This is a genomic window from Paenibacillus sp. FSL M8-0212 (genome assembly GCF_038004645.1).
Lineage (GTDB): Bacteria > Bacillota > Bacilli > Paenibacillales > Paenibacillaceae > Paenibacillus.
In genome coordinates this window covers 1,115,113-1,137,965 of record NZ_JBBORP010000001.1, presented here as the reverse complement: position 1 = coordinate 1,137,965, position 22,853 = coordinate 1,115,113, and the positions used below count along the sequence as shown (strand labels likewise).

Genomic DNA, 22,853 nt, shown 5'->3' with positions numbered 1-22,853 from the left:
GTATATTGAAAACTTGGACAGGTATCCTGCTGATGATTATTTTGGCGGTAGCTACGATTAGTACAACTTCGGCTGCCAGAACCATGAATGAATCGCAAAAACAGCTTAATATAGATGATCAATCCAGCCAGACCGCAGAGGTCGAGGCTTCCAATATAGATAAACTGCATGACACAGCGAAGACAACACAGGAATCCATTCCTGTGAAAGATGAATACGTTTCGGTAGCTCCAGAGAATGAGAACGTCAGATTATACCCTATGAAAGTTGAGGGTTCAGGATATATATACAACGGAATGATTTTGGAAGTGGACGGCAAGACAAGAGAATTTAGTGATTGGCAGGGAGAAGGCGGGTCTTACAAACCCGAAGTGCACGAGCTGGATCTGAATGGAGACGGCCAGAAAGAAATTATCGTTTTGTACACGAAAGGTCATGGAACAGGGATTTATTTGGGACAAGCACGTATCATTAATCCGGTAACGCTGGAAGAGATGAAGATGCAATCTTTGGATGAGATTGCGAAACAGCATGTGAAATCAAAAGTTACGGTTAGATCAGACCGTGTGGATGTTGATGTCGTCGTTGATGGCGTTCAAGCAGAACCTTTACGGATCGAGGAAGATACGAGTGGCGGCGTATATAACGAAGAGTTGGGATTCGGTGGAGTAACCTATTACAGTGTAGAAGATGGCCAGCTTGTCGTATCAGCAGCAGGATCTTACGGTGCGGCTTTATATGCGGGTGATCTGACATTCACTTATGAGTATCAAGATGGCGAGTGGAAGGCCGTAGATTTGAAGTACAGCATGGAAGTGTATGAAGAAGAATATTATGAATCGTTTGATTAATATCATCCTGTTGATATCGTAGTAAAGCGGGAATTGAAAGTTCTCATGTATGGAGTTAAGTGAACATCTGACAAGAATATCTTCCTTTCTATCTTTGCGGACAGTGGGAAACAGGACGAGGCTGAAAAAAATCGGGACATACAGCCTCGTTTTGTGCTGCCTACAGATAGGAACTTTGTACTAAAAATGCAGTAAACAATTGACATTATCACTTTAGTCGTTTAAATGTATAAAGGACAAATCATTTTAACGTTCAGGAGGGATTTTGATGAAGAAGAAGGTTGTACTGGGTCTGATGGTAGGCACATTAACGCTTGGTATCGGTACTGGTGCGCTTGCAGCAACAGGGTTGGAGCAGATTAAAGCCTATCTAAACAGCAAGATTACGCTAAAAATGGATGGTGCCACGGTGACAGCCAAAGATGCCAATGGTAAAACGGTGTTGCCTATCACTTACAACGGAACAACTTATTTGCCTGTGCGTGCTGTGGGATCCTTGCTTGGGACAGAGATCACTTATGACAGTGCAACTTCATCCGTCCTGATTGGCGGAACGAATGGATCTGCGCCCGTAACCAACGGAAAAGTAACACTGAGTGCACTTGGAACATCCGTACTGGGATCTACCGCTTGGCACACCAAAGATCCTAAGGATACCACATATAAAGGCAAGGATTACAAGGATGTTTATCTGCATAATGATCCTACGAAACAGGGGGATGATATCCAGATTAATACGGGTAAAAAGTATTCTTCTTTGCACTTGGAACTTGCCGCGCTGAAAGGAAATCAGGAGATTCATATCTATGATCAGGATCTCGCTACACTCAAAAAGTTCAATATCACTCCAGAAAGCGGTATGATGAGTCTGGATGTGGATGTTAAAGGTACAGACGCTGTCTATGTAGAGATTGTATCTGAAGATCCGGGTTCGGCTCTGTTTGTACCGCTCACAACATCGTATCTGACGAAGTAAAACACAATCTGCAAGTTTGCGACCTTACAGAAGGGGCAAGGCAAGCATAAACATAAAAAAACGATGATTCACTAGGCGATTCCTGAACAGTATCCGGTATTCAGAGCTGCCTGGTGAACATCGTTTTTATTTTCTTTTTGTTACGAATATTAACGAATGACGGTATCCAGCGGTTTGAGATTAGCTTCAATCTCAGCGCGGCGACCTTCAAGGAATGGAGGCAAAGCAAGCGATTCTCCCAGATGCTCCAATTCTTCGTCGGTATCAAATCCCGGACCATCGGTTGCAAGTTCGAACAGAATACCGTTTGCTTCACGGAAATACAGGGAGCGGAAGTAGAAGCGATCTACAAAACCGGAGTTAGGAAATTGGAAGTTATGCACCCGTTCCACCCATTGTTTCAGCTCTTCTTCATTATCCACACGGAACGCAACATGGTGTACGCTGCCACGTCCAGGACGTTCTTGGGCAAGGTCATTCCGTTCCTCAACATGCACCTCGGAGCCGCTGCCACCATCACCGGATTCAAAAACGAGTACATCAGGCTGACCTGGAGTAAAGGCAGGGTAACTTCCTTTGGCTCTGAAACCGAGCAGTTCGGTAAGAACCGGAGCGGTAAGGGAAGCATCTTTTACCGTAAGATGGATGGGGCCAAGGCCTACAATGCCATACTCGGCAGGCACAGGGCTCTGATCCCATGGTTTACCACCAGCGACACCTGTATTGTTTTCATCGGAGACCAGAATCAGACGTTGTCCTTCAAAGTCTGTGAACGAGAGCGTGGCACGGCCACCCCGTTCAACAATCTCTCCATGTGGGACTTCGAATTCGTCAAAACGTTGCTGCCAGTACGTAAGTGCCGCATCACTTGGAACGCGCAGTGACGTTCCAGATATGCTGTTCACCCCTTCACGAGTCTGTCCGGCCATCGGAATCTCGAAGAAGGTAAGTTCGGTACCCGGATTACCTTTCTCATCGCCATAGAAGAGATGGTAGACGGATACATCGTCCTGGTTGACTGTTTTTTTAATGAGGCGCAGACCCATGATGTTGGTGTAGAAACGATAGTTCTGATCGGCATGTGCTGTTAGAGCTGATACGTGGTGAAGTCCTTTGATTTGCATAATAATTCCTCCTAGTTAGGTTATACGTTCAACTAAGGATTATTTACACTGGCACTTCGATGACAGAACAACCTTCCGATCGCTGTTATCCCCAGATTTTTTGATTCCTTTTTTGAAAGGGGAAATCCGGGGATAGCATATGCTTTCGATGTAGCTTTCTTTCAGAAAGCTTTTAGGCGAACGCTCCGCTTCTTCAGGTTTTTTCTGTCCTCTCCGTTATCATGTAAATGTTTAGTTGAACATTTGTTGAGTGCTGTATTTGTATTATTTCGATTAAGAAAGTTACTAACTTTTCGTGTGTTTTGTTTCTGAATTTATCTTAACATAAAGATATTTAAATTACAATGCTTATTTAGAATTCCAACTGGACAGTAATTTCATTCAATGGCAAAATGAAAAAGTTAACATTAAAGAGAGATAATGTTGGTGAGATCATTACAAAGGAGAGAAGAGATGCATGGCGTATCCACCATGGCTGGACCCTTATGACGCAGAGCCGTTTATTCTGTTCTCCACTTCACATATCGTTTCAATTAGCGTAATTACAGCATTGATTGTACTGCTGTTTTTGCTTCGACACCATCTTCGATCATGGTCAGAGAGGGCACGCCGCACCCTGCGGATTGTTCTGGCCTGTATCATGTTTGCCTGCGAAATCGTGCTGCAACTCTGGTATGTGTACGGAGGGATATGGAGCCTGCAGACGTCACTGCCACTCGAACTATGCAGTCTGTCTCTGCTATTATCGGCGTTGTTACTACTGACACGCAGTCGACTGTTACATTCTGCACTGCTGTTTGCAGGCATTGCTGGAGCCCTTATGGCGATCCTGACTCCTAATCTGGGTTATGGTTATGCACATTTTCGATTCATTCAATTTTTCGTCGCTCATGCCTGCATCATTCTGGCTTTACTCTACATGACCTGGGTGGAACAGCTGCGACCTAGCTGGAGATCTGTAGCAGGTTCGATGATATTTGTGAATGTGGCAGCATTAATTGTATATGTTGTAGATGTCATGCTTGACGCGAATTATATGTTTTTGAGACACAAGCCGAGTACACCCTCGGTGCTGGATATGTTAGGTCCGTATCCCATGTACATCCTTGGGGAAGAGATACTTGCGCTAGTTTTGTTCTCGCTAATGTACATTTTGCTCTTTGCCATTCCAGACCGGTTGAAGCATCGTGTGAAAAAAGGTAAAAGTTCCGCGGTGTAGTGATAATCCTTGTAGTTGCAACTGCGCCAGATTATAAACTTCTTATAAATAAAACATCCCGCAGTAATCTGACCGGATCAGATCGCTTGCGGGATATTCGGGCGTTGTCCCTGAATCGGGTCAACTTATATTTATATGTTTATCCACGGAGCAGAGATTCCGCACCATCCACGTAGATTCGTGTGCCTGTAACATGAGAGGCTTCATCGGAGGCCAGGAACAGAACGAGATTCGCCACTTGTTTCGACGTTCCAGGTTCGCCCTTGAGCGGATGTTCATGACCCTCAGGGAATTCAACAGGAATCTGGACTTCTTTCAGATCATCCGACGGATAGGTGTTATCATCGATGTTGGTATCGATGGCTCCTGGGCAGACGGCGTTTACACGGATCTTATAACGAGCCAGCTCCAGTGCAGCCATCTTTGTAAACGCAGTTTGTCCCGCTTTGCTGGAAGCGTATGCAGAGAATCCAATTCCTGAGAAGACCCGGTTACCGTTGATGGAACTGGTGATAATGATGCTGCCACCATGTTCTTTCAGATGGGGGATGGCATATTTGACGGTTGCGAAGGTTCCGCGCATATTGATCTCCATCGTCTGGTCCCAGTCCTCGATTTCCATCGTTTCAATCGGGGCCATCGTTCCGTTAATGCCAGCATTCGCAAATATGATATCCAGTTTACCCGCTTCAGCCGCAGCCTGATTGATTGCCTTCTGCACATTATCCGGTTTGGAGATATCACATTCGATAACATACGCTTCTCCGCCAGCCTTTTCAATCGTCTGCTTGGTTTCCTCCGCATTTTCGGGTGTGCGATCCAGCATGTACACTTTGGCCCCATGCTCGGCGAAACGAATAGCGGTAGCCTGACCAATCCCCGATCCACCTCCGGTTACAATCGCGACTTTGCCTTCCAAACGTTGTTCTGTCATCTCTGATCCCTCCATGAGTTAGATTATCGTTGTACGCTCTACTTCTAACATACCCGGCTCAAGATGCGTGAATCATATGTGTATATATCAAAAAGAACAGGACCGCAATGCGGCCCTGTTCTTTGAACAGATCATCTTCATGATCTGTCTGCTGTAATATTATTTTGGCATGTGTGATAGAAGACACCCTTAGGTCATGCCCTGGTTTACTTATGTTTCTTCCAGTCCATAGCGCTGTTATTAAGCAAATATTCGAAGTCGTTATCCCGGCGCTTCTGCTCCGCTTGGCGAGCTTCTTCTGCTTGCTGACGTTCCTGCTCTTTAAGAGCCGCTTCGGCAGCCTTGGCTTCATCCGCCTGAGCTTTCAGCTTCTCCAGCACATCACTGCTAAGCAGATCCTTCAGTGTTGTGGGTTTATCCTGTGCTACTGCTGCTTTGGGAGCAGGAGTGCGTTTTTTGGATTTTGCCATAGGAAAATCTCCTTTCCAAACATGAATCAGGTTCCATTTATCGTACAGTAGTCATAGTATATCAGGTTCCCGTAAAGCATTCCATGAATCTGCGGAACAAAAGCAGGAAAACGAGGCTTGCGTGACGAATGAAAACGGGTATAAAATCATATACTATTACCGATACTGCGACTATTCCCTGGAGAAAGGAGTCGTTGTTCGTGGAAGTAAACCGTGGTTTACTGAAAGGGCTTGCATGGGGCGTTGCCTTTAGCTGCCCGTTATGGATTGCGATTATCGGCTGGTTACGTTTGATGGGATGGATGTATTGAGGATGATGCCGGAAGAGGTCATTTTTTATAAAGTCATAGATGTAACCGCTATCATTAAAATCAAAAAATAAAGCTCTGCCTTGCGAGATTCGCACAGGACAGAGCTTTTGTTTGTTTAGATTTCATTAACAAGTCATAACCATGGATTATCATCCGTTTGGCATGGAAGTTCATTAAGGCATTTTTACCGGTTCTGGATATTCCAGACCGTGGGTATCTACCGTAACTTTTTTCATAACTTGATCCGTAACCGGTTTGTCGGCTTCACCGATTTCCTGAGCTGCAATACCATCAACAACTTCCATACCTTCTGTTACCTTGCCGAAGGTGGCATATGAGTTATCCAGGTAATCTGCGTCAGCTAGCATGATGAAGAATTGAGAACCTGCCGAATCAAGATTATCCGATTTACGCGCCATCGAAATGATTCCCCGAGTATGATTCAGGTGATTCTTGTGACCGTTGGATGTAAATTCACCTTTGATCGTGTACCCCGGGCCTCCTGAACCGTTGCCCTCTGGATCACCACCCTGAATCATGAAGCCGGGAATGACCCGGTGAAAGATCAGGCCGTCATAGAACCCTTTATTCGCAAGGGAGATGAAATTATACACCGTGTTGGGCGCAATCTCGGGATAGAGCTCAATAACGATCTTTTGACCATCCTGCATCTCAATGGTAGCCACCGGGTTTGGACCTTCAGGCGCGGCCGGAACCGGCGTTTTCTCGGCACTGGTCGCAGGGCGTCCGCAACCACTAATGACGATAAGCAGCATCGCAAGAACGAGCGATACTGCGGTTGTTTTTTTCCACCGTAAAGACATGAAAACGTTCCTCCTTGCATCTCTGCATTATATATTTGCTCCAAAATCATATTTGGATATTTACCCAACTATCATACCGTTTTTGTGGACAGGATGGCAATGTAATACATGTGTTTATGGTGAACAAGGGATGGCCTTCATGGAATGATGGGTGTAAAATAAGGAAAATGCTTCTGCATCGGGGACGTACGGGTCTGTTCCGTCCGCTCCAATACACGGCAGTCCCGGCGTCAGTAACGGAAAGGGCGTGCGGGTATATGAACTTCTCGTGGAAGCGCAATCTGGTCATATTGTGGATTGGTGTATTTTTTTGCAGCACCGCGTATTCGATCTCGATTCCATTTCTGCCCCTGTTTCTAAGTGCTGACTTGGGGGTTCGTGATCACCTGGAATTATGGTCAGGACTGGCATTTGGCATTACGTTTCTTGCGAGTGCACTCGTGTCTCCGTTCTGGGGATCACTGGCTGACAAATACGGACGCAAGCCCATGTTGATCCGGTCGGGATACAGCCTTGCCGTCTTGTATTTAATCAATTATTTCGTGCAGGACCCATACTCGCTGATTGTTGTTCGATTGTTTCAGGGTCTGCTTGCAGGGTTTGTTCCGGCAGCGATTGCCCTGGTAGGTACGAATACACCTGAAGAGAAGACTGGCTATGCACTTGGTATTATGTCCACTGCAGGAGCCACTGGTGGTATTATTGGACCGTTAATTGGTGGCGTGGTGAGTCACTATTATGGGAACCGGAATGCATTTTTGTTTTCGGCTATTGTTGTGTTAGTCTCAGCAATCATCGCAACCTTCTGGGTAAAAGAAGAGAACTTCAACCGGAACAAAGCTCGTTCCCACGTCATGGATGACATTCGTGAAGCGAGAGCGAATCGTTTGTTTATGACGGTGCTTGGCATGATGGGCATATGTACGTTCTCCGTCATGATTCTGGAGCCACTATTGACGGTCTATGTGATGGAGATGGGCGTTCAGCCGGATCGTGCCTCACTCAGCTCGGGTATTATTTTCTCAGCGGTGGGGGTAGCAACCGTTATTATGGCGCCGCGTTGGGGCAAGATTGGTTCAAGGATTGGATACGGTAAAGTGTTGATCATTGGACTGGTTGGTGGGGCTGTAGGGAATCTTCTGCAGTTCTTTACAACAGGTTATATCGCATTCGGCATTTTACGATTTGTGTATGGTTTATTCTTTGCGGCTGTATTTCCGGCAATTAACGCCATGATTGTGCAGGCTACCGCATCGAGTTTCCGGGGAAGGGCCTTTAGTCTGAATCAATCCGCTGCCCAGATCGGGACGATGGCGGGACCGATCATCGGTGGTGTACTTGGGGGCTGGCTGCCGATACGCTGGATTTTTATCATTAATGGACTTGCACTGATCATCACTGCGATTGTAGCGAAGTGGTCTGGATTGGATCACAAACTGCCCGTGGCAAGTAAGGTTTCTGCTAAACAGTGAAGCTGAGTTGTAAAGAGAAATTGAACTTACAAGTAACGAAACGAAAAAAGATGACGCTGTGAAATTACAGACGTCATCTTTTTTAAGTCTAATACGGATCTATATAAGTTAAACTAATCTTTTACACGAGAATGTAGAGGGCAGAAATAATCTGAAGAAACGGAGTGCTCGCCTTTATCACCGGATTATTACCTTTGAAAAGTGAATCAAAAAATCTGGGGATAACAGCGATCAGAAGGTTATTCTGTCATCGGAGTGGCAAGTGTAAAACTCTTTAGTTCAATTTTTATAGGGAGCCTTTAATGGTCATCTGAAGAGGGCTTACGAGAAGCCTTCTCTTTAGGAATGGCATGCTCGACCGCATCACGTTGATCCTCATCCTCAAGTGCTTCGGGGAAGGAGTCCTCAGTGAACAGTCCGAAATCCGGGTCAATATCCCGTTCGGTCACGAGATTATCCGGTTCATGCGCATGCTTTTGGCGATCTTCCTTCATCGTGTAGGCACCTCCTCATTCAGGATGTCATAACAGCTGTTAATGTCGTGGTGGAATGTCGTTCTCTGGTTTGGCATCCGCACCAGCACCATTAAGCAGATCGGTACCATGCAACGCATCCGGATCGGGTGCAGCAGGATCAACCGGACTGTTCGGTTGCAGAAGATCTGCATCCGGTACAGATTCCAGCGGTGTCTCAGCCAAACGTGAATCCAATTCCGGCTCGTCCACAGCAGTTGCGGCTACGGGTGCCAGATCCGAATCTTCCGTTACAATCCGTCTGCCGGAAACTTCATCAAAAGTATCCATATCGCCTTCCGGGACTTCCGTCTCTGGCGGAATATCGCGGGACCTCTGATAACGGTCATAATAGCGGTCGCTCTCTTCGTTACTAATTGGTTTGTCAGACATGAGTAACACTTCCTTTCGTTGTCGGTTGCCCAAATGCTTCTTACCCCGTAGTTACCCAAAGCGCTAGTGTTGTAATCTTGCACAGGTTATTATCTCCGGGTGTTCACTACGATATGAATGCCTTAGAATTTGGGGAATACATATTTAACCAAGAAATATAAGAATCCAAAAAAGATAATGATATATGCGGCATATTTAATAAATGTGGAAGCGACCATACTTGAATCCGATTTATGCTGAACATCCTTATGTTCCACCTCAACCGTACGATGGGGCTCATTCATTGTAATCATCTCCTTAGCGTGTTTGTTTGCTTTGAGAAACCATTACACCCGGAGCAAAGGATTGAATCGCAGCCACCGTTTTTACAGCTTTTCCTGTTTTGCCTATGTTATGATGAAGCTTGAATATGTAAGGGAGGGATTTCATGTGGACTGGTTCACACTGGGCAATATGATCACACGCATCCGTATCGGGCAAAAGGCGTCCACACCCGGGTTCTCCCGTACCGTCATCCGTCGTCCGGATGGTTTGTTTTGGGTAGGTGGTATATGGTCGGGGCAAGTTGTCCAGTTACGGGATTTCCTTTTTTCCGACATATGGACCATTTATGATGATGAGGAGACAGAGCAGTGGCTTGAATTTCGCAGTCAAGTTGAACAGAAAGAACGGGAAATGATAGTGAACCAGTTCGAAGACCTGCGTGATTAATCGGATAACTTTAACAATAAAATGGAAATAAGACTATAAATCGACTTAAATGTGAAATTTCATTTTATCTCAAGAAGGTGACGTGACAAACGGTGGCGAATGATAAATGAGAGAATTTAAGATAGGGAAAATTAGAACTTTGAGGTGCTGTGAATGAAAAATGTGCCCAAAGCTATCGTCATCTTATGGATGAGTGTATTGATTATTCTAGGCATGCCACATGGGATAGTCTTTGCAACTACAGGAGTGGTTCAGCAACCTGTATCCATTACAGGATGGGAAGTAAAATGGGGGAACGTTGACGATCAAGGGTTCATCAGTGAGGTTAAGGGAGCAGACGAGATATGGGAAAAGCAGGGCAGCGATAAGTTAGAGTATAGCAATACGGATCGATCGAATTCCTTATGGACACGCCTGACCATCCCTGAATTGAGTGAGGAAAGTTCAGCCATTCGATTTGAGAACATTAAAGGCAATCATATTGTCATCTATCTGGAAGACCGCAAGGTCTACGAGAACTACCATTACAATTATGATAATAATGCTGTGTTGCTGCCCTTATCCAGCGAAAATTCAGGTGACACGCTCTATGTATGGTCGCAAAATGAAAAAGGCCGTTTGGGGATACAAGGTACTGTTCAGGTTGGACCTTATGCCGCGTTACAGGAGAAATATATTCATAACGGACTTATTGATGTAATTTTGGGCGCGACCTTTGTTTTCACAGCGATTACGATGCTGAGTTGTACGTTCTTCCTTGGCAAGTTCCATAAGGGATTATGGATCTCGCTATGCATCGTAATGGGTTCCATCGGCACGATGATCATTACGTACTCGCAATTTTTGTATACGTTCTATCAGGTATATGGTGACCTGTATTCCGTAGTCTTTGATCTGGCGATGCTGCTGGGTATGCCAGCGCTATGTTATTTTTTTGAACAGATTATCGGACCAGGACTGCATGGAATCTTCACCAAACTGCGAAAAATACTATTCATATATTCAGTTATCGCTGTGTTCTCTCTATTTATCTATGTTACTTCAGGTGGGCAATGGGAGATCCTCTACAATCTGCTCGTACAGCGTGTGGTTGGCATGGTGCTTGTCATTCTGCTGACAATCCTGTTGGTTGGTACCATCGCCAAAGCGCTGCAACGAAATAGGGAAGCTATGCTGCTTGCGACGGGATTCGGTACATTTGCCTTGATCAGTGTGGCTGAACTGTTGTGGTATTATCAGCGGAGTGGAACGTATCATCTGTTATGGTGGAAATGGTCCATGGTTGCATTTGTGATCTCGTTGATTGCCATTCTCGGAAGTCGTTTTGCCGAAAAACATACCAAAGTTTTAGAGTATTCCAAGGAACTGGAGCTGTTCAACAATGAGTTGCAGCGATCCGAAAAGATGGAGATTATTAGCGAACTGGCCGCTTCCGTTGCCCATGAAGTACGTAATCCACTTCAGGTGACAAGAGGGTTCTTGCAACTTATGACGGAACAGGAAGACAACAAAAATAAGGGGTATGTGCGAATTGCACTGGAAGAACTTGATCGGGCTTCGGGCATCATAACGGATTTTCTTACCTTTGCCAAACCTGAGTTTGACCATATTATCTCGCTCAATATCTCGGATGAGTTCAATCATATTGAAGGCATTCTTGTACCGATGGCTAATCTGGAAGGTGGTAAAATCACCACTGACATTCCGCCAGATCTATATATTCGAGGCAATTCCTCGAAGTTCAAGCAGGCTTTTATCAATATTATCAAGAACAGTATTGAAGCTCTGCAGGGACAAGGCCAGATTGATATCTGGGCGTACAAGCAGGACGGAATGATTAAGGTGCATGTCAGGGATAACGGAGAAGGAATGGACGAGGAAGCACTCTCCCGGTTGGGCGAGCCTTATTTCTCCAATAAAATCAAAGGCACAGGCCTCGGCATGATGGTGACATTCCGAATTGTTGAAGCGATGCAAGGACAGATCAGCTTTACAAGCACCAAAGGGGTAGGAACAGAAGCGGTTGTATCTTTTGCCGAGTTCGTCGATTGACGAACTCACAGAAGGATACAGCGGCTTTTTTGTTCCTACCCCTAATTTCTTACATTACCAATAACTCACCCGGTTTAACTTCTCCAAGGTCCGCAATTCACATCATAATTTACTTTGGAAGGATTGGGAGGTATGACAAGCACGTAGTCATTTTGCTGCTCCTCAACGGTACGCACCTGAATGTGCTCCGGGATTATGATACCGAAAGCTTCACGAAGCGCCTGCTTCGGATTGGAGTGCAATTGTTGTCTGAAGTGCTCGTCAGTCCAAGCCTTTTCAATAATATCCTCATGCAACGTTTTCTCTGATACCATCATCGTCAACATTCCCTTCATATTTAAAATTAAACTGAATCAGCTTCATCCTTATGTTCAGAATCCCAACTGTTGCTCGCTAATCCAGTGATGAAACCCGCCATGGAGGAGCCGTTTCTTCCGTTGTGTAATGTCCTGAACAGCTTGTACTAAAGTGCTGCATAAATAAGAATTAAACGCCTCAAGATGCGATGTTCCTAAGTTAGACGATGTTAGTGTACGATTATAGTGATAAGCAATGTCTACGTAAGAGTTCATGAGTTGTGTATTGTATACATTGTCATGTATACGTTCGCTTAGAGGATAAACTGGATAGTTGTGATTCAGTGCTGCGGATATGTGGGAGAGGTAGCTGTTGTAGTTTCCATGCACAGCATCTTGTTGCGTGTCTGTGAAGTCATCGGTCATTTGAAGTGTCATGAGTGTAATGTTGATAGCAGAACACATCGGGATGATCCGGTCGGACTGATTCAGCAGAAGCAGTGCACCAGTAGCTCCAATGAGCAGAGGGGCAGCCTTTTGCGCAATCAACAAGGGATTCTGTTGGAAATAATCAATGGAGTGCTCACCCGTAACACTCACGGCCCAATCCACTACATATTGTCTGAAATAGACCCAGAACGTGGAGGAAAGATTGAATAATACCGAGTAAGATTGAAGTGCATCCATGTAATATAGATTACCCAGGGATAACTTCAATGTGGCATTCTCCGGTTGTTCATCCATCACGTCGTCCTGATTCAGAAAATATAACATATGGATGAGGCAGGCTGTACTTAATTGGTGTGCTTTCTCTGGGGGTAGTTTATCTGAGTGTTGCGTCCAAAGTGGAATGATGTACCCGATGTAGCTGTGTCCCGAATCTCGTAACAGCGGATTAACCGAACGAAGCTGCTCTAATGCATGTCCTGACAAGGGTTCGGGATATTCCCGTACGAGTTGTTCCGCTGAAGCAAACACGACCTCCAGATCGGATCTAAACGGATCTAACCAATCTTTCCGCATTATTACGTATCGTCCTTCCTGCGATAAGGTAATCCAGGACTGTTCAACTATATTAGTTGAAATAATCATTTACACGATAACGGAGAGGACAGAAAAAACCTGAAAAAGCGAAGCGTTCGCCTAAAAGCTTTCTGAAAGAAAGCTACTTCGGAAGCATATGCTATCACCGGATTTTCCCTTTACGGAAATAATCAAAAAAATCTGGGGATAACAGCGATTGGAAGGTTGTTCTGTCAGCGTAGTGTCAGTGTAAATAATATGTAGTTCAACTGATATAGATCATGAAGTTACACTTAGTATAGCGGAAATAAACTGAAAAAAATAGGATTTTTTGTGATCAATTGTGAGAAAAATGATGACTTTTTGTATTTTATGGCATAAAAAAGTGGATTTTAGGCTCAAACTAGGAAGGCACAGGATTTCGACATCGGAAAGGCGGCAGAAAAATGAAATTGAAATGGAAAACATGGATGGCAGCCGGATTGGCAGCCGTAGTCATAACAGCAGCAACAGGACATGTAGCATTCGCTGATTCAACGGTTCGGATTGAGGAACATGAAGATGCGTCAAAAGCTTCTTCCTCTGCTAAACCAGCGAAGCCGTGCATGCAGGCAGGACACGGTCTGTTCATGATTGGTGAGACGGCAGACTTGCTTGGGATTGGACTTCGGGATCTGAAAGAACAGATGGAACTTGGCAAGACGTTGTCCCAGATTGCGAAAGAGCGCAAGGGGCTTAGTGAGGAGCAGTTATTGCAGAAGTTGAAGCCTACACTCACACAGCGTCTGGATCAAGCTGTAGAAGAAGGCTGTCTCACCAAGGAACAAGCTGCAGCCACGAAGGCGGACATGGATACCAAGTTGAAAAAGGTCATCAATACTCCGCTTCGTGATTTGCGGCGCGAGTTTGCCCACCATGGCAAACGTTCCATGGTAGATAAGGGCGAAATTGCCCGGTTTATTGGAGTCACCCCTGCTCAACTTCACGAGCAGCTTCAGGGAGGGAAATCTCTGGCTGAGATTGCTCAGGCAAAAGGCATTAGTGAAACGCAGCTGGTGGACAAGCTGAAGGAACAATTAACGGGTGATCTGAAGAGATTTGTGAATCAGAAGGGCAACGTGCATCCAGCCCCGGGTCCCCAGGAACCTGTTCCTGGACGATCAACTTCGAGCGAAGTGAAATAAAGAAGAGCGTCTCCGTGAGGGGACGCTCTTCTTTATTTTAAAACGGCTCACTCGTTCCCGGACTGCGAGTTGGGCCGGGTGACGGAGTTCGCTCAGGTGAATTTTTTTTGCCCACAGCAGCTGATGGATTGGGGGTTAAACGTGGTTTGCGCATTAACCCTACGGTGAAACGTGAGCCAGGAAGCTTGGACAGCGCCCAACTGATTGCAAGAGCGATAACAACCGTTACAAGGAACGATAGCAACGTTACAGGCAGATGCCATCCACTGAGTTGAAGCGGTCTGGTTACATAAGCGATCGCATAGATCACCAGTGCATGAACCAGATATCCACCAAATGAATAGCGGCCAATCCAGGATAACAGGCGCTGAAACCGTGTATCTTTGCCCCGCATTAGTACAAGGAAACCATACATCATAAACATCTGAGCCATAATGATCAGGAATGTGGTTGGTTTCAGATAGGTGGAGATATTCAGATTAACGACATCCCCGGACCCACGCAGCACATCGTAACCAAGCCATATATACATCCCTATAAACAGACAGATTGTCCATGGCAGGATCTTGGTGGTCCAACTCCTCCAGCTATCCACTGACCAGGCACATACGGCACCCAGTAAAAAGTAGAACCAGTACATCACCCATGAATAGGAGCGATATTGCAGTAACGTTGACCAAGGCTCGGACATGGATTCTGTCCAGCCCCCCATATTATAGTAGGACCATTGCATAAGCAGGGCATATAGTGCTGCTGCAAAGAGAATTAGCCCCATCATGACTTGCATGGGCGTGAAACGCTTGGCTTTCTGGATACGTCTCTGAATGGCTTTCGCTCCCGCCAGGAACAGGGGGAACAGAATATAGAACTGAAACACCATAATGACAAACCAGAGATGGTATCCTGTCTGCGGGACAAACAGTTCACGAATCAGACTGCGAAAATCCGGTATACCTGTAAGCCAGAACGCGGGGGTGAAGATACGGACAGAAAGCCAGTAGATCAGTGTCCATACGACAAACGGCATATAGATATCGCCAAATCGCTTTCGAATGAAGCGAGGATAATCCGGTTTAGTGTTACGGTGATGGTAAAACAACATTACACCTGATAGAAATACAAACGTTGGCGTACCAAATCGGGTCAGATGATAAATCATGGTCAGCATAATGGAATCCGGTTGTTCAATATCAGCGCGATAGATATACTCAGCGATACTATGCTGCATGACAATCGCCAGAAAGGCAATGCCCCGCAGTTCGGTCCATTCCGCTATTCGTGGTTTTTTCACATTGTAATCCTCCCTCCAGGAACCGGAGTTCATCATATAAGGGTACCTGTTAAACATTAAGGCTGCATTAAATGGAGAAAATAGGTACTAAAAAAGACGGCTTCGGCCGTCTTTTCTGTTGGTATAACTCATGTTAGTTTTAGTTCTGTTCGTCTGATGATTGGGGCTGTGAAGATGCGGCATCTTCTTCAAACAGTTTCTGAATGTAGGACTGGAGTTTGGTTACATCGACACCGAGCACCTGAGCTGAACCGACCAGTTCATTGGTGAGCAGCTTGTTTGGTGGAATCTGCTGCTGATCAATATCGTTCACATGGATATCAAAGCCAAGTGATGCGAGTTTTAACATCTGGGTTGGACTAAGGTCTGTCTCAATGTATGGAGCGATGGCTTCCAGGATATCCGGGATTTTGAAGAGCGACGTGGTACTCTGCATTTTCTTGGCCAGCTCGGTCATGAAGATCCGCTGCCGTTCGGTGCGTGTAAAATCCGAGGTGGCATCATGCCGGAACCGAACATATTGTAGGGCGGTCTTGCCGTCCATATGCTGCAATCCTTTTTTCAAGTCAATGTCGTACATATGTTTATCTGCTTTACTGGTGTAATACATGTCTTTCTCCACATCGATTTCAATGCCGCCTACCGCATCAACAAGTGCCATGAAACCTGTAAAGTCTGTGTAGACATAATGCTGAATGGGAATACCGAGCAGATCACTGACGGTTTGTTTGGTCAGCTCCGCACCCCCGTAGGAAAAGGCTGCATTAAGTCTGCTTTTGCCATGCCCCGGAATGGCTACATAGGTATCTCGCAGTACGGAGAATAGATGGGCTTTCTTGGTGACCGGATCAATGGAAGCGACCATGACCGAATCTGAGCGTCCTGCATCGTCACCTCTTGAGTCTCCACCAAGGAGCAGAATGTTCACCCGTTCCTGGCCCTCCCATCTGGGAATCGTTGTAGATGGTGTGTCTGAATCGCTGTCTGTGCCGGAAGAGGACGAGTTGGATGAAGTCCCGGAAGCAGTGGAGATGCTATTGGCAAAATGAACAATCGAATATCCGTAATATACAACGACACCTGTAATCGCAAGTGCCAGGGTCAGGGCTGTACCCCATAACCATTTTTTAAGCATAATCTTCACCTTTCTATGATTGAACTGATATGTAACCCAAACTAGTTTAACAAAAAGAAAGCAAAATGTCCTCTTTGATTTCGTAACTTCGGTCAATATGAGGATTGTTTGACAAATAGTTAGTGTATATTTATTATGTAAAAACTAATCTTGTTTTGTGTAATGGGGGTATTAAAAGCCAGTTATGAATCAATCACTATTTAATTGGATTAATCAGTATGCAGACCAAATACCGTTTCTGGACTGGTTTATGATCACATCATCCGAGTATGCGGTCTGGGTTATGATCGCACTGCTCGTTATCGTATGGTTTCTCGGCGATCCATCGAAACAACGAATTGTTTTCTATGCTTGTGTAGCTTCCATTGTAGCGCTAGTTCTGGCCAAATGGGGGATATCACCAGCAGTGGGTCATCCAAGACCTTTTGTAGAAGGGACTGTGCATCAGCTGGTTGCCCATGTACCTGATCCTTCTTTTCCAAGTAAACATGCTTCCTTTGTATTTGCTCTCGCGGCTGCTTCATTCTTCATTGGGCGTCGCTTCGGGTTATGGATGCTGTTACTCGCTGTGTTGACAGGGGTGTCTCGTGTATATGTTGGTGTGCATTATCCAGGGGATATTCTGGGAGGATTCATTCTCGGAAGTCTGCTTAGTGTGGTTCTGATTACAACCCGCAATTATACCAAGTCGATTCCCGACTTTTTCATTAACATACACCGACGTGTTTTTCGTTAACGTCTGAACGTAATATGGAGCGAAATCGTAATAGTTTTGTTCAATAAAGAAGTCTCTTATCTCTGGTTCTGCCAAAGATGGGAGACTTTTTTTGTGTTATGTTCGAAGTTACATGAAATTTATAGAAATTGAATTCTAACATCTACAATTCACCACGATAGGTGACGATATATTATAAATATGTATTATTTTGAGGAGTGGGACACATGGAAGACACGCGGGGGAATAAGTTGGGGATATTGAAGTTAACGATTCGAGGCAAGTTACTGACTGGTTTTCTAATCGTCGTGGCTCTGCTGGTTGTTGTAAGCGTTTATGCGTTAATACAGATCCATAATATGTCTGGAAAAGCCAATGATGTGGATCAGACCTGGATGCCGAGTGTAAGCCTACTAGGTATGATGAACGGCGATGTTTCGGATGTAGAGCGTTTGGCGCTTGCAGTCATCGTTGAACAGAACGAAGACGAATCGGTTAAGCTGAATGAAGCGTTGCAGCTACTTCTCAACAAGATTGAAGATGAACGAGCACAACTGCAAACGTACATTGCAAGTAATGAAGAAGCACTTAAGCTGTATAATGAGGATTTCAGTACGAATTATGAAGCCTATCTCGCAAAAATGCCTGCATTCATCGAATTGGGTCTGAAAAATGATTATGCGGGAGCAAGCAGACTTCATACCGAGGCTTATCCAATGTGGTATACAGCAAACGACACCCTTGCCAAGTTAATTACCTTGGGCAATGAAGGATCGGATGCAGCAACGAATGATTCTGTCGAGTTGGCTGAGAATACATTTAATGTGATTTTGGCAGTGACGATTTTTGCATTCCTGGCAGCTGTATTTATTGCCTTCTTCATTGCAAGCATCATCTCACGTCCAATCAAAAAGATGAATGAAGCAGCCATGGCGATTGCCAATGGGGATCTCACGGGTGAGACGATTGTACTGAAGAGCAAGGACGAACTGGGAATGTTAGCAACTTCCTTCAATACCATGAGTGGCAATTTGCGCTCCATGATTGAATCGGTATCGATCACTTCCGAACAGGTAGCCGCTTCATCGGAGGAGCTTCTTGCAAGTGCAGAGCAAAATACTCAAGCCTCGGAACAGATCTCCCAAACGGTCGAAGAACTGGCTGTAGGTACGTCGGATCAAGTTGATATTGTGAAGCGTTCTTCACAGGCGATGAATGAAATGGCTCTCGGATCAGAGCAGATTGCCGAGCTTGCTCAGAGTGTATCCGTATCTGCTGTAGATGCGGCGAATCAATCTTCCGAAGGAAATATGATTATTCAGCAAGCGGTTGAACAGATGGGTTCTGTTCGAAATTCTATTGCTTCGCTTACTGAATTGGTTACAGGGCTGGGGGAACGTTCAGCAGAGATTGGAACCATTACCGAGGTAATCAACAACATTGCCCGGCAGACCAATCTGCTTGCACTGAATGCAGCCATTGAAGCCGCACGAGCAGGAGAGCATGGACGTGGTTTCGCCGTGGTTGCCGGAGAAGTGCGTAAGTTGGCTGAGGAATCTTCCACATCTGCGCAAAGAATTACGGATCTCGTTCAATTGATTCAGAAAGATACGGATCATGCTGTTCAGGCAGTCAAAGTGAACAGCAGTGAGACAGAAGCAGGAATCGAGATGGTTACTGCGGCAGGACAAGCGTTCGAGCAGATCTCGGATGCGGTCAACAAAGTAGCGGGTGAGATCCAGGAAGTATCTGCTGGTTCAGAGGAAATGTCGGCGAGTACAACTGAGGTTGTAGGATATGTAAGTCAGATCTCCAACATCGCCGGAGAGGCAGCGGGCGGGGTTCATAATGTATCTGCCGCAACTCAGCAGCAACTGGCTTCCATGGAAGAGATCGCTTCATCCGCAGGTTCATTATCCAAAATGGCCGAAGAACTGCAGGAGCAAATTAACAAGTTCAAAGTGTAACCAAAGAAAGAGATGTTCTGACACCTAAGGTGTACAGATACACACAGACGAGATGGTCAGAGTGCCATTTGATCTGTGGTGTTGATCAAAGCAAGGGCGAGAAGCTGTTTCTCTAACGCGCATATGCGTCAGAGAAACAGCTTTTTTTGTCGCTTGACGAAGAGGAGGTCACAACAATGTTATTTTAGAAGTCACCAACGCTTATATAGCTAGTGAAACAAACGACTATAATGGTAATTAATGGTGGAAGTTACACTGAAATACACCATGGGGAGGAGCGATATAAACTCGCAGTCCAGAGTAATGCATACGGAACATTGATGAAGAGGAGATGAATAGTTGAACATGAAAGGGAGCTGGTGGAGACGAGTCGCCGTGATCGCGTTATCGGCAGGACTACTGGCAGGGAGTTTATCGATGGGTACAGGAATTCGTAAGGCGGATGCGGCCGCCGGAAATCAAAACTATGCTGAAGCACTGCAAAAGGCCATCTACTTCTATGAAGCACAGCGTTCGGGCCCATTGCCGGCGAGTAATCGGGTCGAATGGCGTGGTAATTCAGGCATGCAGGATGGAGCTGATGTAGGCGTTGATCTGACCGGAGGATGGTATGATGCCGGAGATCACGTGAAGTTTGGTTTTCCGATGGCTGCTTCCGCAACGATGCTTGCCTGGTCTGTCGTGGAATACAGCGACGGATATGAACAGGCCGGACAACTGGAGGAGATCAAGGATAATATCCGATGGGCGACCGACTATTTTATGAAAGCGCATACGAAACCAAATGAATTATGGGGACAAGTGGGGGCAGGCAATACCGACCATGCCTGGTGGGGTCCCGCAGAAGTCATGCAGATGAGTCGTCCCTCGTTCAAAATCGATGCTTCCTGCCCGGGCAGTGATCTGGCGGCAGAAACGGCTGCAGCGCTGGCAGCGTCATCGATTGTATTTGCAGATGATGATCCGGCATATTCGGCCAGACTGCTCCAACATGCGAAAGAGCTGTATAACTTCGCAGATACATATCGGGGGAAATACACCGATTGTATCACTGATGCTGCAGCGTTCTATAACTCGTGGTCAGGATACGAAGACGAATTGGCATGGGGTGGCGCATGGCTTTATTTAGCTACTAATGATAGCGCTTACTTGTCCAAAGCCATTGCGGCTTCGGATCGGTGGTCTGCCAGCGGTGGTTCTGCAAACTGGCCCTATACGTGGACACAGGGCTGGGATAACAAAAATTATGGTGCCCAGATCCTACTTGCCCGAATTACGTCCAGTTTGAACATGCCGGAGGCGACGAGATTTATTCAGTCGACTGAGCGCAATCTGGATTATTGGACGGTTGGAGTCAATGGGACACGAGTCAAGTATACGCCAGGAGGTCTGGCGTGGCTGGATCAGTGGGGCTCGCTCCGATATGCAGCGAATGCATCCTTTATTTCTTTTGTATACTCCGACTGGGTTAGTGATCCTGTGAAAAAATCAAGATATCAGGATTTCGCTGTCTCACAAATGAACTACATTTTAGGCGATAATCCACGTCAGAGCAGTTATGTGGTCGGATATGGGCAAAATGCACCTCAACATCCGCATCATCGGACCGCTCACGGTTCATGGCTGAATAACGAAGATATCCCGGCTAACCATCGCCACATTCTGTATGGTGCCATGGTCGGTGGCCCGGATGCATCGGATGGATATACCGATGATATCGGGGATTACGTGAGTAATGAGGTCGCAACCGATTACAATGCTGGTTTTACCGGTGCACTGGCAAAGATGAATTTGCTATTTGGTCAGAATCATCAGCCCCTTGCGAACTTCCCTGCACCTGAGGTGAAGGGCGATGAGTTCTTTGTGGAGGCTGCTATTAAATCATCAGGCGCCAATTATACGGAAATCAGAGCACAGCTTAATAATCGTTCCGCTTGGCCTGCCCGAATGGGAGATCAACTTTCTTTTAAGTATTTCCTGGATTTGAGTGAAGTGTATGCTGCCGGACGTACGGTATCGGACGTGCAAGTGACAACCTCCTATACGGAGGGGGCGACGGTATCCCAACCAGTTGTGGTAAATGCAGCCCAGCATATCTATGCCATTACGGCGAACTTCGGTAATACCAAGATCTATCCAGGTGGGGAAGGAAATTATCGTAAAGAAGTACAGTTCCGCATTACAGGCCCACAGGGTGTATGGAATGCCAGCAATGATCATTCGTTCCAGACGCTGACCACAGGCACTCCTGTGAAGAGCATATACCTTCCAGTCTATGATGCAGGGGTAAAGGTGTATGGACAGGAGCCTGGTGTTACACCAGTCACGGTTCCAGGCGCACCTGCTGGCGTGCAGGCTGTGGCGGGAAGTAGTCAGGTTAACCTGACTTGGGCCGCTGTATCCGGGGCTGAATCGTATACGGTGAAGCGCTCCGAGGTGAGTGGAGGACCATATACAACTGTTGCGACAGGGGTTAATGGATTGACCTACACAAACACGGGGCTGACCAACGGGACGGCTTATTATTATGTAGTGACTGCTGTGAATTCAGCAGGGGAATCATCGGGTTCTGTACAGGTGTCGGCTACCCCGCAAGTAGCTTCGACGGTGCCGGGAGCACTGACTTTAAGTGGGACAGCTGGCAATGCGCAGTCGGTCCTGACCTGGACAGCAGCCTCGGCCGCTACTAGCTATAAGGTACAACGTTCGGTGGCAGGCGGGACATATGCAGATGTGGCAACCGGTTTGTCCGTGTTGACTTACACCGATACAACAGCGCTGAATGGTACCACGTACAATTACCGGATTGCAGCTGTGAATGCGAACGGACAGACACTGTCCAATGTCTTGGCACTGACACCTACTTCACCTCCGGTGACGACCGGTACACTCGAAGTGCAGTACCGCAGCGGAGGTTCCGGGAATTCAAGTAATGCGGTGACTCCGCAGTTCAACGTGAAGAATACGGGAACACAGGCGATTGATCTCAGTACCGTGAAGATCCGATATTATTTCACCAAGGATGGTGCGGATCAAATGACTTTCTGGTGTGATTATGCCGAAATGGGCACGGCCAATGTTGAAGGTACATTTGTCGCAGTGAATCCGGCGAAGGGTACCGCAGATACGTATCTGGAGATTAGCTTCAAGTCGGGAGCAGGCAGTTTGGCCGCTGGAGCAGAGACCGGCGTGATTCAGGCACGCTTTTCCAAAAATAACTGGAGCAATTTCGATCAAAGTAATGATTATTCCTATGATGCTTCCAAGACGGCTTTTGCCGCATGGAACAAGGTAACCGGGTATCAGGGAAACACCAAAGTATGGGGCTTGGAGCCGTAACTGACTGAATGTCAGAAGAAGATCAGCATGGGCAGACCAACAGCGTTTATATTC

At 46.2% G+C, this 22,853-nt stretch carries 21 protein-coding genes; 10 read left to right on the top strand and 11 right to left on the bottom strand.

The features are described 5' to 3' along the window. Positions 1 to 5: 5 nt before the first annotated feature. Positions 6 to 851 (top strand): hypothetical protein, encoded by an 846-nt coding sequence (locus MKX68_RS05220; RefSeq protein ID WP_340909705.1) that lies wholly within the window; start codon positions 6 to 8, stop codon positions 849 to 851. Between the two features lie 268 nt (positions 852 to 1,119). Next, on the top strand, positions 1,120 to 1,827 hold the full coding sequence (locus MKX68_RS05215) for a stalk domain-containing protein (RefSeq protein ID WP_091034085.1): 708 nt from the start codon (positions 1,120 to 1,122) through the stop codon (positions 1,825 to 1,827). Between the two features lie 149 nt (positions 1,828 to 1,976). On the opposite strand, the gene MKX68_RS05210 is transcribed toward MKX68_RS05215, so the two are convergent. Further along, on the bottom strand, positions 1,977 to 2,951 hold the full coding sequence (locus MKX68_RS05210; RefSeq protein WP_340909701.1) for a ring-cleaving dioxygenase: 975 nt from the start codon (positions 2,949 to 2,951) through the stop codon (positions 1,977 to 1,979). A gap of 457 nt (positions 2,952 to 3,408) precedes the next feature. Here MKX68_RS05210 and MKX68_RS05205 point away from each other — a divergent pair, with 457 nt between their 5' ends. Next, a complete protein-coding gene (locus MKX68_RS05205; RefSeq protein ID WP_315939780.1) occupies positions 3,409 to 4,170 on the top strand; it encodes a YwaF family protein in 762 nt (253 codons plus the stop codon). A 139-nt stretch (positions 4,171 to 4,309) separates the two neighbouring features. On the opposite strand, the gene MKX68_RS05200 is transcribed toward MKX68_RS05205, so the two are convergent. The 3 genes from MKX68_RS05200 to MKX68_RS05190 form a co-directional block, all read right to left on the bottom strand. Further along, on the bottom strand, positions 4,310 to 5,104 hold the full coding sequence (locus MKX68_RS05200; protein WP_036612094.1) for an SDR family oxidoreductase: 795 nt from the start codon (positions 5,102 to 5,104) through the stop codon (positions 4,310 to 4,312). 206 nt (positions 5,105 to 5,310) lie between these two features. Beyond that, a complete protein-coding gene (locus MKX68_RS05195; protein WP_036612099.1) occupies positions 5,311 to 5,574 on the bottom strand; it encodes a YqkE family protein in 264 nt (87 codons plus the stop codon). Positions 5,575 to 6,058: 484 nt separating this feature from the next. Continuing rightward, complete coding sequence (locus MKX68_RS05190; RefSeq protein ID WP_340909696.1) at positions 6,059 to 6,709, bottom strand: peptidylprolyl isomerase; 651 nt, start codon at positions 6,707 to 6,709, stop codon at positions 6,059 to 6,061. Positions 6,710 to 6,966: 257 nt separating this feature from the next. Here MKX68_RS05190 and MKX68_RS05185 point away from each other — a divergent pair, with 257 nt between their 5' ends. Continuing rightward, positions 6,967 to 8,181, top strand: coding sequence for an MFS transporter (locus MKX68_RS05185; RefSeq protein WP_340915294.1), 1,215 nt, complete (start codon positions 6,967 to 6,969; stop codon positions 8,179 to 8,181). A gap of 299 nt (positions 8,182 to 8,480) precedes the next feature. Here MKX68_RS05185 and MKX68_RS05180 read toward each other — a convergent pair whose 3' ends face one another. From MKX68_RS05180 to MKX68_RS05170, 3 genes are all read right to left on the bottom strand, one after another. After that, complete coding sequence (locus MKX68_RS05180) at positions 8,481 to 8,675, bottom strand: hypothetical protein (protein ID WP_340909695.1); 195 nt, start codon at positions 8,673 to 8,675, stop codon at positions 8,481 to 8,483. A gap of 39 nt (positions 8,676 to 8,714) precedes the next feature. Further along, positions 8,715 to 9,086 carry a hypothetical protein gene (locus MKX68_RS05175; RefSeq protein ID WP_036611534.1) on the bottom strand — a complete coding sequence of 124 codons (372 nt, stop codon included), beginning with the start codon at positions 9,084 to 9,086 and terminating at the stop codon, positions 8,715 to 8,717. 122 nt (positions 9,087 to 9,208) lie between these two features. Continuing rightward, on the bottom strand, positions 9,209 to 9,370 hold the full coding sequence (locus MKX68_RS05170; RefSeq protein ID WP_017690239.1) for a hypothetical protein: 162 nt from the start codon (positions 9,368 to 9,370) through the stop codon (positions 9,209 to 9,211). Between the two features lie 145 nt (positions 9,371 to 9,515). On the opposite strand from MKX68_RS05170, the gene MKX68_RS05165 reads away from it, so the two are divergent. After that, entirely contained in the window at positions 9,516 to 9,797 is a 282-nt protein-coding gene (locus MKX68_RS05165; protein ID WP_017690238.1) for a hypothetical protein, read from the top strand. A 189-nt stretch (positions 9,798 to 9,986) separates the two neighbouring features. Continuing rightward, entirely contained in the window at positions 9,987 to 11,849 is a 1,863-nt protein-coding gene (locus MKX68_RS05160; RefSeq protein ID WP_340909693.1) for a HAMP domain-containing sensor histidine kinase, read from the top strand. Between the two features lie 74 nt (positions 11,850 to 11,923). Here MKX68_RS05160 and MKX68_RS05155 read toward each other — a convergent pair whose 3' ends face one another. Together MKX68_RS05155 and MKX68_RS05150 are read right to left on the bottom strand one after the other, a co-directional pair. After that, on the bottom strand, positions 11,924 to 12,184 hold the full coding sequence (locus MKX68_RS05155) for an NHLP leader peptide family RiPP precursor (protein ID WP_339785846.1): 261 nt from the start codon (positions 12,182 to 12,184) through the stop codon (positions 11,924 to 11,926). A 36-nt stretch (positions 12,185 to 12,220) separates the two neighbouring features. Further along, complete coding sequence (locus MKX68_RS05150) at positions 12,221 to 13,168, bottom strand: hypothetical protein (RefSeq protein WP_340909690.1); 948 nt, start codon at positions 13,166 to 13,168, stop codon at positions 12,221 to 12,223. A 446-nt stretch (positions 13,169 to 13,614) separates the two neighbouring features. Between MKX68_RS05150 and MKX68_RS05145 the strand changes: the two genes are divergently transcribed. Beyond that, complete coding sequence (locus MKX68_RS05145; RefSeq protein WP_339785839.1) at positions 13,615 to 14,352, top strand: hypothetical protein; 738 nt, start codon at positions 13,615 to 13,617, stop codon at positions 14,350 to 14,352. A 37-nt stretch (positions 14,353 to 14,389) separates the two neighbouring features. Here MKX68_RS05145 and MKX68_RS05140 read toward each other — a convergent pair whose 3' ends face one another. Continuing rightward, entirely contained in the window at positions 14,390 to 15,643 is a 1,254-nt protein-coding gene (locus MKX68_RS05140) for an acyltransferase (protein WP_340909686.1), read from the bottom strand. A gap of 139 nt (positions 15,644 to 15,782) precedes the next feature. Beyond that, positions 15,783 to 16,778, bottom strand: a complete 996-nt coding sequence (locus MKX68_RS05135) for an LCP family protein (protein WP_340909684.1) — start codon at positions 16,776 to 16,778, stop codon at positions 15,783 to 15,785. Positions 16,779 to 16,962: 184 nt separating this feature from the next. Here MKX68_RS05135 and MKX68_RS05130 point away from each other — a divergent pair, with 184 nt between their 5' ends. From MKX68_RS05130 to MKX68_RS05120, 3 genes are all read left to right on the top strand, one after another. Next, positions 16,963 to 17,514, top strand: a complete 552-nt coding sequence (locus MKX68_RS05130) for an undecaprenyl-diphosphatase (RefSeq protein ID WP_340909682.1) — start codon at positions 16,963 to 16,965, stop codon at positions 17,512 to 17,514. A 206-nt stretch (positions 17,515 to 17,720) separates the two neighbouring features. After that, positions 17,721 to 19,460, top strand: coding sequence for a methyl-accepting chemotaxis protein (locus MKX68_RS05125; protein WP_340909678.1), 1,740 nt, complete (start codon positions 17,721 to 17,723; stop codon positions 19,458 to 19,460). Between the two features lie 417 nt (positions 19,461 to 19,877). Further along, positions 19,878 to 22,799 (top strand): glycoside hydrolase family 9 protein, encoded by a 2,922-nt coding sequence (locus MKX68_RS05120; protein ID WP_445671104.1) that lies wholly within the window; start codon positions 19,878 to 19,880, stop codon positions 22,797 to 22,799. Positions 22,800 to 22,853: the final 54 nt, after the last annotated feature.

Bases quoted from the DNA above. Each gene is read 5' to 3' on its own strand.
- MKX68_RS05200 (WP_036612094.1), bottom strand. From the start codon at position 5,104: ATGACAGAACAACGTTTGGAAGGCAAAGTCGCGATTGTAACCGGAGGT.
- MKX68_RS05215 (WP_091034085.1), top strand. From the start codon at position 1,120: ATGAAGAAGAAGGTTGTACTGGGTCTGATGGTAGGCACATTAACGCTT.
- MKX68_RS05205 (WP_315939780.1), top strand. From the start codon at position 3,409: ATGGCGTATCCACCATGGCTGGACCCTTATGACGCAGAGCCGTTTATT.
- MKX68_RS05125 (WP_340909678.1), top strand. From the start codon at position 17,721: ATGGAAGACACGCGGGGGAATAAGTTGGGGATATTGAAGTTAACGATT.
- MKX68_RS05210 (WP_340909701.1), bottom strand. From the start codon at position 2,951: ATGCAAATCAAAGGACTTCACCACGTATCAGCTCTAACAGCACATGCC.
- MKX68_RS05160 (WP_340909693.1), top strand. From the start codon at position 9,987: ATGAGTGTATTGATTATTCTAGGCATGCCACATGGGATAGTCTTTGCA.
- MKX68_RS05175 (WP_036611534.1), bottom strand. From the start codon at position 9,086: ATGTCTGACAAACCAATTAGTAACGAAGAGAGCGACCGCTATTATGAC.
- MKX68_RS05185 (WP_340915294.1), top strand. From the start codon at position 6,967: ATGAACTTCTCGTGGAAGCGCAATCTGGTCATATTGTGGATTGGTGTA.
- MKX68_RS05180 (WP_340909695.1), bottom strand. From the start codon at position 8,675: ATGAAGGAAGATCGCCAAAAGCATGCGCATGAACCGGATAATCTCGTG.
- MKX68_RS05145 (WP_339785839.1), top strand. From the start codon at position 13,615: ATGAAATTGAAATGGAAAACATGGATGGCAGCCGGATTGGCAGCCGTA.
- MKX68_RS05120 (WP_445671104.1), top strand. From the start codon at position 19,878: ATGGGTACAGGAATTCGTAAGGCGGATGCGGCCGCCGGAAATCAAAAC.
- MKX68_RS05135 (WP_340909684.1), bottom strand. From the start codon at position 16,778: ATGCTTAAAAAATGGTTATGGGGTACAGCCCTGACCCTGGCACTTGCG.
- MKX68_RS05150 (WP_340909690.1), bottom strand. From the start codon at position 13,168: ATGCGGAAAGATTGGTTAGATCCGTTTAGATCCGATCTGGAGGTCGTG.
- MKX68_RS05190 (WP_340909696.1), bottom strand. From the start codon at position 6,709: ATGTCTTTACGGTGGAAAAAAACAACCGCAGTATCGCTCGTTCTTGCG.
- MKX68_RS05155 (WP_339785846.1), bottom strand. From the start codon at position 12,184: ATGAAGGGAATGTTGACGATGATGGTATCAGAGAAAACGTTGCATGAG.
- MKX68_RS05195 (WP_036612099.1), bottom strand. From the start codon at position 5,574: ATGGCAAAATCCAAAAAACGCACTCCTGCTCCCAAAGCAGCAGTAGCA.
- MKX68_RS05130 (WP_340909682.1), top strand. From the start codon at position 16,963: ATGAATCAATCACTATTTAATTGGATTAATCAGTATGCAGACCAAATA.
- MKX68_RS05170 (WP_017690239.1), bottom strand. From the start codon at position 9,370: ATGAATGAGCCCCATCGTACGGTTGAGGTGGAACATAAGGATGTTCAG.